This window comes from Paracraurococcus ruber (genome assembly GCF_004353985.1).
In the GTDB taxonomy this organism is placed as follows: domain Bacteria; phylum Pseudomonadota; class Alphaproteobacteria; order Acetobacterales; family Acetobacteraceae; genus Paracraurococcus; species Paracraurococcus ruber.
The window spans coordinates 1-9,303 of the sequence record NZ_SMOA01000216.1 but is presented as its reverse complement, the minus strand read 5'-3'; the positions used below and the strand labels follow the sequence as shown (position 1 = coordinate 9,303).

The window sequence follows — 9,303 nt, the reverse complement described above, 5'->3', positions numbered from 1 at the left end:
GCGTCCCGGGCCGGCACGCAGGGTCGCCGCCTCGCGCGCCGCCGCCGCGGCCCGCGCCGTCACACCACCTTGTCGCTGATCACCTGCGGCACCGGCACGCTGCCGGCGAAGCTCGGCCGCTGCTCCAGCCGCGCCGACAGCGCGACCAGGTTCGGGTACTGGCTGCGCCAGGGATGCTCGGGGAAGCGGACATCGAGGTAGCGCAGCAGCGTCCCGGTGCAGAGATCGGCCAGGCCGAAGCGGTCGCCCACCACCCAGTCGCGCGTGCCGGCGATCTCCGCCAGGGCGCGCAGCCCGCCATCCACCTTGCGGCGCTGGCGGGCGATCCATTCCTGGCTCTGGTGCTCCGGCGCGCGGTGGCGTTCCCAGAACAGCAGCACGCAGGCGTCGCAGACGCCGTCGGCGATGACCTCCACCTTCCGCGCCGCCAGCCTCTCCCAGGTCCCGGCCGGCAGCAGCGGCGGGTCGGGCCACATCGCCTCGATCACCTCCAGGATGTAGCGGCTTTCGTACACGCTGCTGCCATCCTCCAGGATCAGCACCGGCAGCTTCTCCAGCGGGTTGTGCCTCGGCGTCTGCGTCGTGCTGTTCCAGGGCACCTCGGTGATCAGCTCGAAGGGGATGCCCTTCTCCGCCAGCGCGATGCGCACCTTGCGGGCATAGGGGCTGGGCGTGGCGCTGATGAGCTGGAGCATGGCGGTCCCTCCGCGGCTGCGGCACGCTCCCGCGCGGCAACGGGCGGGTCAAGCGGCCGGGCGGGCTTGCGCCGGCGCGCCGGCGGGCGGAGGCTGCCGGCGGGAGACACGGCCGAAGGACAGATGCGATGGCACCCGCCTGGCTGATGGTGCGCGCCGTGGTGGCGGAGGCCGCCGACCGCCCGCGCTTCGACCGCTGGTATGCCGCCGAGCACCTGCCGCAGGCCGCCGCCGCCTTCGAGGCGCGCCGCGCCTGGCGCTGCTGGAGCACGCAGGACCCGTCGGTGCACTATGCCTTCTACGAATTCGCCGATGTGGCGCGGGCGCAGGCGGTGTTCGGCTCCGCCGCCATGCGGGGACAGGTCGCGGAATTCGACCGCGTCTGGGCCGACCGGGTGACCCGGACGCGGGAGGTGATGGAATTGGCCGGCGCGCTGCCCTGATGGCGGGCGGCGCAGGGCCAGGGTTGGGGGGGGAAGCGGTGGATCGGACCGTCTTGCAGGCCCGGCTCGAGGAATTGCGCCGCGAGCGGGCCGAGGGGATGCGGGCCCTGGAGGCCCTGCTGCGCCGGGAGGCAGACCTCCGCGACACGCTGCGGCGCATCGACGGCGCCATGCAGGTGCTGAACGAGATGCTCGGCGAGGCGTCCGGCGGGGCGCCCTGACCTCGCCGGCCCCGGTCAGGCCGCCGCCGCGCGCCGCGGCAGGCTGGCCGCGACCGCGACGCCCAGCAGGTTGCCGATCCCGGCCAGCAGCACCGCGCCGGCATAGCCGCCGGTTAGGTCGAACAGCCGCCCCGCCACCACCGGCAGGGTGATGGCCGCGGCGCACCACGCCACATAGAGCCGGGCGGCGATGCGGCCGTAATGCTCGGCGCCCCAGTAGACCCCGATGGACGCCGCCGTGCTGCCGCTGACCAGGCCGTAGCCGAGGCCGATCATGCCGAGCGTCGCCACCGCCGTGTGGGGGCCCGGGACCGCCAGCAGCAGCGCATCCCCGGCCAGGGCCAGCGCATGCGCCGTCGCCATCACCCGGGCCGGCCCGAACCGGTCCGCCAGCCAGCCGCCGCCGAGGCGGGCGGCGGCGATGAAGCCGGTGACGGCGGTGGTGGCGCCCAGCGCCAGCGCCTTGCTGCCGCCATAGGCCTCCACCATGCCGGCGGCCTGGCCCAGCACCGTCAGCCCCGCCGCGGCGGCGAGGAAGAAGATCAGGAACAGCCGCGGGAAGATCCCCGGCCGGGCCACGGGCGCCGCCGCCGGGCCGGAGGCCGCCACCAGCCGCATCCCCGCCAGCGCCGCCAGCAGCGTGGCCAGCGCCCCCGCCGCCGCCAGCACGCCCGCCAGCGTCCAGAGGGTGGGGCGCAGCCCCCAGGCCGCCAGCGCCCAGCCGAAGAGCGGCGCGCCGATCATCGCCCCGGCGGGATAGAGGCTGACCAGGTAGCCATTGGCCAGCCCGCGCCGGCCGGTCAGCACCAGGTTCATCCCCTGCACCAGCACCACATAGCCGATGCCGCCGCCCAGCCCGAACAGCAGCCCGTAGCCGAGGGCGAGTTGCGCCAGGCCGGGCGCCGTGGCGGCCAGCGCCATGCCCAGCGCCGCCATCGCCGTGCTGCCCGCCAGCAGTGCCGGCACCGCTGCCAGGCGCGGCAGCAGCGGCCCCAGGTTCATCCCCAGCGTGAAGCAGGCGATGGCGAGCCCGAAGACGAAGGACAGTTCCGCCCGGGTGACGCCGAGCGTCGCCTCCATCGGCCGGAGGAAGACGCTGAAGGCATAGACGGTGCCGAGCGGCAGGTTCAGCACCGTCACCGCCGCCAGCGCCAGGGCGACGCGGCCCCGCGGGGACTCGTCAGGCCCGCGCGAAGGCGCGTCAGACAAGGTCCACGGTCACCTCGCCGAAGCCGCCGAAGCCGCCGGTGACGCGCTGGCCGGGCGCCACCCAGATCAGCCCGGTGCAGCTTCCCGTCGTCATCACCTGCCCGGCCTCCAGCGCCAGCCCGTGATGCGGCAGGGCATTGGCCAGCCAGAGCAGCGGCACCACCGGATCGCCGGAGGGATTGCCGCCGCGCTTCTCCACCTGCACCTCCGCGCCATAGCTCTGCTTCACGACCAGCCCCGGCAAGTCCATGCCGCGCCAGCCCGGGACATCGGCGCCCAGGATCAGCCCGGCATGGGCGATGCAGTCGGCCATCGCCTCCATCGGCGAGACCTTGGACGGGTCCTGGTAGCGGCTGACCACCATCTCGATGACCGGGAAGGCGGTGTCCACCGCCTCCAGCACCTCCTCCCGCGTATAGGGCATGGCGCGGGCCGGCAGGGGGCGGCCGAGGCGGAAGGCGATCTCGGTCTCGATGCCGATGCGCCCGTCCGCCGGCACGGTCCAGGTGGCGGGCGAGGCGCGCAGCCCGGCGGCGTCCAGCATGGCGCCGGAGGGGTCCTGGCCCGGCGGCGCCGAGCATTTCCAGCCGCCGATGCGGGCGCCGAGGCTGGACAGCACGGCGCGCTGCACCGCGAAGGCTTCGGTCATGTTGCGCGGCGCGGCATCGCCGAGGCCGGCGAGCCTGGGGGCGCCGCGGCGCACCGCCAGCAGCATCTCCGCGGCGCGGGGGGTGGTGTCGGTCATGGTGCTGGCGTCTCTCCCGTGTGCCGGCAGCATGGCGGCGGCCGGCGTCGCGGAGAAGCCCCGGACGGGGGGTCCGGGGGCCGGCCCGGTCCCCGGCGGGGGGTTGGCGGCACTGCCGCCAACCGGGAGGGTGGCGGCGCCCCCCTCCCGTGACCGCGCCACCGGCGGCCTGCTACGCTAGGTGCCGAGAAGCCGGGGAGAGCAGGCATGGCGGACGGGATGGACAGCGGCTTCGGCCGCTTCGGCAGCGGCCAGGCGGTGAAGCGGATCGAGGACCGGGCGCTGCTGGCCGGCCAGGGCCTGTTCACCGACGATGTCGCGCCGGCCGGGCACCTGCACCTGTATTTTCTGCGCTCGCCGCACGCCCATGCGCGCATCCTCTCGCTGGACACCGCGCCGGCGCTGGCCATCCCCGGCGTGGTGGCGGTGATCACGGCGGAGGATTTGGCGAAGGCCGGCGCCAAGGCGATGCAGGTGACGCTGCCCTTCAAGCGGCCGGATGGCAGCGCGCTCGCCGCCCCGCCGCGGCCGGTGCTGGCGGAAGGCCATGTGCGCTTCGTCGGCGAGCCGGTTGCCGCCGTCATCGCCGAAAGCGCGCAGGCGGCGCGCGACGGCGCCGAGGCGGTGGTGCTGGAGGTCGAGGACCTGCCGGCCGTCATCGGGCTGAAGGCGGCCGCCGCGCCGGGCGCGCCGCTGGTCTGGCCGGCGGCCACCGGCAATGTGGTGGCGGAAACGCGCTACGGCGACGCCGCGGCGACCGAGGCGGCCTTCAATTCCGCCGCGCATGTCGTCTCGCTGGACTTGGTGAACCAGCGCCTTGCCCCCGTCTCCATGGAACCGCGCGTGGTGCTGGCGGAGTACGATGCCGGGACCGACCGCATCACCGTGCGGATGAGCAGCCAGATGCCCTCCGGCGCACGGGATTCCATCGCCAAGGAGGTGCTGGGCATCGACCCCGGCAAGGTGCGGGTGCTGGTCGGCGATGTCGGCGGCGGCTTCGGCATGAAGACCGGGCTGTACCCGGAGGATGCCGTGGTCGCCTTCGCCGCGAAGCAGGTCGGCCGGCCGGTGAAATGGGCGGCGACGCGGCTGGACGACTTCCTCGCCGCGCTGCATGGCCGCGACACCGACAGCCGGGCGGAACTGGCCCTCGACGCCAACGGCAAGGTGTTGGGCTATCGCGTGCGCACCCTGGCCGATATGGGCGCCTATCCGCGCAACCCGAGCGTGGCGATCCAGCTGCTGATCGGCCCCTGGGTCTCCACCAGCATCTACGACATCACCACGGTGGACTTCACCTTCACCGCGCTGCTGACCAACACCGCGACCACCGGCCCCTATCGCGGCGCCGGAAGGCCGGAGGCGATCTACCTGATCGAGCGGCTGATGGACGAGGCGGCGCGCAAGCTGGGCCTGGACCCCGCCGAGCTGCGCCGGCGCAACCTGATCGCGCCCGCGCAGATGCCGTACAGGAATGCGATGGGCCAGACCTATGATTCCGGCGCCTTCGAGCAGGTGCTGGACCAGGGGCTGAAGCTGGCGGACTGGGACGGCTTCGCCGCCCGCGCCGCCGAGAGCAAGGCGCGCGGCAGGCTGCGCGGCCGCGGCATCGCCAGCTTCCTCGAATGGACCGGCGGCAACGTCTTCGAGGAACGCGTGACCATCGCCGTGAAGGGCGATGGCGAGATCGAGGTCTATGCCACCACCCAGGCGATGGGCCAGGGCATCGCGACCAGCTATGCCCAGCTGGCGGTGGATGTCTTCGGCGTGCCGATCGAGCAGGTGAAGGTCGTCTTCGGCGACAGCGACCGCGGCAGCGGCTTCGGCAGCGCCGGCTCGCGGTCGTTGTTCACGGCCGGCTCGGCGGTGAAGGTCGCCGCCGACAAGACCGTGGACACCGCCAAGGACCTGGCGGCCGAGGCGCTGGAGGTGGCGGCGGTGGACCTGGAATACCGCGACGGCCGCATCCAGGTGGCGGGCACCGATCGCGGCATCGGGCTGTTCGACCTGGCGGCGAAGCAGCCGGAGGGGCGCATCTTCATCGACAGCACCAGCAGCGTCTCCGGCCCCACCTGGCCGAACGGCACCCATGTCTGCGAGGTGGAGATCGACCCCGACACCGGGGAAGTGGCGGTGCTGTCCTATGTCTCGGCCAACGACGCGGGGCGGGTGGTGAACCCGATGATCGTGGAGGGGCAGGTGGTCGGCGGCGCGCTGCAGGGCCTGGGCCAGGCGCTGTGCGAGCATGTGATCTACGATGCCGAGACCGGCCAGCCGCTCTCGGCCAGCTTCATGGACTACGCCATGCCGCGCGCCGACATGGTGGCGGACTACCGCACCGTGCTGGACACCAGCATCCCCTGCCGGACCAACCCCCTGGGCGTGAAGGGCGTGGGGGAGCTGGGCACCATCGGCGCCACACCGGCGGTGGTGAATGCCGTGGCGGATGCGCTGGCCCGCGCCGGCCGGCCGCAGGCGGCGGCGACGCTGCAGATGCCGCTGACCCCGCCGCGCGTCTGGGCGGCGCTGCACGGGTAGCGCGTGCCAACCGGGCCATCGCCGCGCCGTTCCCGAGGCTGGCCCGCCGCGGAGGACGGATGGATGATCGCTGCCCTGACGGCCCTGCTGACCTGCCAGCTTCTCGGCGAGGTGCTGGTGCGCGCCCTGCACCTGCCGGTCCCCGGCCCGGTGCTGGGCATGGTGCTGCTCTTCGCCGCGCTGCTGGCGCGCGGGCGGGCGGTGCCGGGCGAGCTCGGCGCCACCGCCGATGCGCTGCTCGGCAATCTCGGCCTGCTCTTCGTGCCGGCCGGGGTCGGCGTGGTGCTTTACCTGCCGCTGCTGGCGCGGGACTGGGCGCCGGTCTCGCTGGCGGTGCTGGCCGGCACCCTGCTCGCCATCGCCGCCACCGGCCGGCTGGCGCAGGCCTTGCTCCGCAGGCTGGGCTGAGGGCGCCGCGGCCGATGCAGGAATTGTCGGAGATCTGGGTCTACCTGGCCCGGGCGCCGCTGGCGGCGCTGACCGCGACGCTGCTCGCCTGGCTCGGCGCGTTGCGGCTGCAGCGGATGTGCCGGCGGCATCCGCTGGCCAACCCCGTGCTCTTCGCCGTGGCGCTGCTGGCCGGCGGCCTGCTGCTCTCGGGCGTCGACTACCGCGCCTATTTCGAGGGCGCGCAATTCGTCCATTTCCTGCTCGGCCCCGCCACGGTGGCGCTGGCCGTGCCGCTGCACCGGCAATGGCAGGCGGTGCGGCGCTCGGCGCTGGCCGCCATCCTGTCCGTCACCTGCGGCGGCGCCTTCGCCGCCGGGGCGGGCGTGGCGCTGGCCTGGGCGATGGGCGCCGCGCCGGAGGTCACGGCCTCGCTCGCGCCGCGCTCCGTCACCACCCCGGTCGCAATGGGCATCGCCGAGCGGATCGGCGGCCTGCCCTCCCTCACCGCGGCGGTGGTCATCTGCTCCGGTGTCGTGGGCGCGGCGCTCGGCCCGGCGGTGCTGGACCTGGTGCGCGTCCGGGACTGGCGGGCGCGCGGCCTGGCCATCGGCACCGCGGCGCATGGCATCGGCACGGCCCGCGCGCTGTCGGTCGATGCCACCGCCGGCGCCTTCAGCGGCCTCGCCATGGGGCTGAACGCCCTGGCGACGGCGCTGCTGCTGCCCCTGCTCTGGCGCCTGCTGGCGGGTGGTTGAGGGAGCCACAGGCGCCGCCGCGCGTCTTGCCGGCGAGCAGGAGGCCAAGCCCATGTCCGACACCGACCGCGAGCAGCGCATCCGCATCCGGGCCTATCACCTGTGGGAGGCCGAGGGCCGGCCCGGGGACCGCGCCGAGGCGCATTGGGAGGAAGCCTGCCGACAGGACGCGGCGGTGGACGAGGAATCGGCGGGCAGCTTCCCGGCCAGCGACTCGCCATCCTCCACCCCGGTCACCGGCGCCGGCCGGGCCTGACGGCGCCGGGCCAGCGACCGCCGCGGGCGGCGCCGTGGATGCCCGGTCATCGGGTGGGCCCGGGCCATGCGGCGATCCGCCCCGTGGAGGCCTGCATCCGGGCCGCAGCGCCGCGGAGGCCGGGCCGCGCCAGGCGGCCTGATCCGCCCCGGCGTCCGCGCGGATGCGGTTCCGCCGCCTGCCCCTTGGTGTAGGAAGGGCCGAGGAGGAACCGCCCATGCCCGTCTACGCGCTGAACGACCTAGTGCCCGTGCTGCCCCCGCCCGGCCGCTACTGGGTGGCCCCGGATGCGCATGTGATCGGCCGGATCACGCTGGGCGAGGATGTCGGCGTCTGGTTCGGCGCCGTCATCCGCGCCGACAACGAGCCGATGGCGATCGGCGCCCGCACCAATGTCCAGGAAGCCGCGCTGCTGCATTCCGACACCGGCAGCCCCCTGACGGTGGGGGAGGAGGTCACGGTCGGCCACCATGCGATCCTGCATGGCTGCACGGTCGGCGATTGCACCCTGATCGGCATGGGGGCGACGGTGCTGAACCGGGCGCGGATCGGCCGCTTCTCCATCGTCGGCGCCAACGCGCTGGTGACCGAGGGGCGGGAATTCCCCGACTACTCGCTGATCGTCGGCAGCCCGGCCAAGGTGGTGCGGGAATTGCCGCCCTCGGTCGCCGACCAGCTTCGCGCCTCGGCCACGCATTACGTGGCGAATTGGCAGCGCTTCCAGGCGGGGCTGCGGGTGGTGGGCTGAGCGAGGGCGGCCGGCGTCCGGGACGGAACGCCGCGCCGCCGCCGCTGGCGCGGGACAGGGCGGCGTTGGGCCAGCGGCCTGCAGGGTCCGTGCGGGCCGGGCGCCCGGACGGGCGCCGCGGCCCACGCCGGGTCGCCGGGGTTTGCGGCGCACACCGCCCGGCGACAGAGGTGCCGTCGATCGGTCACCGTGAAGGGCCGGCAGGATCAGGGCCAGAGCGGTTGCCGTTCGCCATGGCTGACGGCAACTGCTTTGGTCGCTCGAAGCGACGAGCATCTTTGCCGGCTCAGGCGATTCCACCCGAGCGGGATCCGCTCCCCCGTCGCAGGCGGAGGCAACCCCGCCATGGCGCCTTCCCTGCAAGGCGGTGCCACGCGGCCCCGCGATGCAGGCCGGCGCGGCGCGACATCGCCGCCGCGGGGCGGCCCCAGGCCGGGGCGCGGCGCGTGGTGCCAGGGATCCTGCCGGCATGGCCCGCGGCCGGGGAAGCCCGCCGCGGTGCCGAACGGCGCCCGTTGCCACTTGGCCCCGTCGGCGTCGAGGCGCGCCTTCGGTAGGGATCGCGTCGCGCCGAGCCAGGGCACTACGCCATCGGAGGACGCCGCCCCGCGCCTGAGGGCGCCAGGACAGCCGCAACGATCCTTCCCGGTAACCACTGCGGTCAGGCCATGATCGGCTGGACCGTCAGGATCCGCTGCGGCTCGACCATCGGGGCGATGAGTTCGACCTCCACCGCCGCCTCATCCGCGTCGAACCAGCGGGCGCGCGCCCGGTTGGGCGTCCAGACGCATTCGGCGCGTAGGCCCTTGTCCCGATACCCCAGGAAGTAGAGGGGCGGCGTGAGACCGTCCAGGCTGACTGCCTCGATCACCCGCTTCGGCATGCGGCGTTCCCCGGAACCTGACCCGCTGACCGGATGGCCCCGGGATGCTCCAGCCTGTTCGTTGTGGCGCGGATTCGCGCCGCGGTGCGTGATCCGCCCCGGGCGACCCATGCCAGCCATCCCGCTCGATCAGGCGGAACCTTGCGCAGCCAATATGGCCCCGAGGGAGTAAGCAAAGCGTATTCGCAACTGCGTGGGGAGTGCCTCGCAGGCCGGGCGGGCGGTGCCGGCGGACGTCACATTCGCGGCTGCCGGCCGCGGCGCGCGATCCGGCGGGGCGCGGGCGACGCGCAAGGGCGCCCGGCGGCGGGCCGGGTTCCGAGCCGGACTGCCCGCATCGGCCCCGGGGTCCCACGGATCGGAGGTCGGGCGGGCCGGTCCGCGCCCTGGCCTGTGGCGCCGACCGGCCCGCCGAGCCGC

Annotated in this window: 11 protein-coding genes; 7 read left to right on the top strand and 4 right to left on the bottom strand. The window is 74.4% G+C overall.

The genetic code is table 11. From position 1 onward, the window contains the following. Positions 1-59: 59 nt before the first annotated feature. The gene (locus E2C05_RS24605; protein ID WP_133222286.1) at positions 60-695 is read right to left on the bottom strand and encodes a glutathione S-transferase C-terminal domain-containing protein; all 636 of its coding nucleotides are present in this window, start codon (positions 693-695) and stop codon (positions 60-62) included. Between the two features lie 128 nt (positions 696-823). On the opposite strand from E2C05_RS24605, the gene E2C05_RS24600 reads away from it, so the two are divergent. Further along, the gene (locus tag E2C05_RS24600; protein ID WP_133222285.1) at positions 824-1,138 is read left to right on the top strand and encodes a hypothetical protein; all 315 of its coding nucleotides are present in this window, start codon (positions 824-826) and stop codon (positions 1,136-1,138) included. 38 nt (positions 1,139-1,176) lie between these two features. Next, positions 1,177-1,359 (top strand): hypothetical protein, encoded by a 183-nt coding sequence (locus tag E2C05_RS24595; RefSeq protein WP_200305916.1) that lies wholly within the window; start codon positions 1,177-1,179, stop codon positions 1,357-1,359. A 15-nt stretch (positions 1,360-1,374) separates the two neighbouring features. On the opposite strand, the gene E2C05_RS33345 is transcribed toward E2C05_RS24595, so the two are convergent. Continuing rightward, a complete protein-coding gene (locus tag E2C05_RS33345) occupies positions 1,375-2,568 on the bottom strand; it encodes an MFS transporter (protein WP_158292349.1) in 1,194 nt (397 codons plus the stop codon). Then, on the bottom strand, positions 2,561-3,313 hold the full coding sequence (locus tag E2C05_RS24585; RefSeq protein ID WP_133222283.1) for a 2-keto-4-pentenoate hydratase: 753 nt from the start codon (positions 3,311-3,313) through the stop codon (positions 2,561-2,563). Before E2C05_RS24585 ends, E2C05_RS33345 begins: the two co-directional genes overlap by 8 nt. 207 nt (positions 3,314-3,520) lie before the next feature. Here E2C05_RS24585 and E2C05_RS24580 point away from each other — a divergent pair, with 207 nt between their 5' ends. The 5 genes from E2C05_RS24580 to E2C05_RS24560 all read left to right on the top strand — a co-directional run bounded on the left by E2C05_RS24580 (position 3,521) and on the right by E2C05_RS24560 (position 8,000). Beyond that, positions 3,521-5,851, top strand: a complete 2,331-nt coding sequence (locus tag E2C05_RS24580) for a xanthine dehydrogenase family protein molybdopterin-binding subunit (RefSeq protein WP_200305914.1) — start codon at positions 3,521-3,523, stop codon at positions 5,849-5,851. A 63-nt stretch (positions 5,852-5,914) separates the two neighbouring features. Next, positions 5,915-6,259 carry a CidA/LrgA family protein gene (locus E2C05_RS24575; protein WP_133222282.1) on the top strand — a complete coding sequence of 115 codons (345 nt, stop codon included), beginning with the start codon at positions 5,915-5,917 and terminating at the stop codon, positions 6,257-6,259. 14 nt (positions 6,260-6,273) lie between these two features. After that, positions 6,274-6,996: an LrgB family protein gene (locus tag E2C05_RS24570; RefSeq protein ID WP_133222281.1), complete on the top strand. Its 723-nt coding sequence runs from the start codon at positions 6,274-6,276 to the stop codon at positions 6,994-6,996. 52 nt (positions 6,997-7,048) lie between these two features. After that, positions 7,049-7,252 carry a DUF2934 domain-containing protein gene (locus E2C05_RS24565; RefSeq protein WP_133222280.1) on the top strand — a complete coding sequence of 68 codons (204 nt, stop codon included), beginning with the start codon at positions 7,049-7,051 and terminating at the stop codon, positions 7,250-7,252. Positions 7,253-7,469: 217 nt separating this feature from the next. Next, on the top strand, positions 7,470-8,000 hold the full coding sequence (locus tag E2C05_RS24560) for a gamma carbonic anhydrase family protein (protein WP_133222279.1): 531 nt from the start codon (positions 7,470-7,472) through the stop codon (positions 7,998-8,000). A gap of 661 nt (positions 8,001-8,661) precedes the next feature. Here E2C05_RS24560 and E2C05_RS24555 read toward each other — a convergent pair. Beyond that, complete coding sequence (locus E2C05_RS24555; protein WP_133222278.1) at positions 8,662-8,883, bottom strand: hypothetical protein; 222 nt, start codon at positions 8,881-8,883, stop codon at positions 8,662-8,664. Positions 8,884-9,303: the final 420 nt, after the last annotated feature.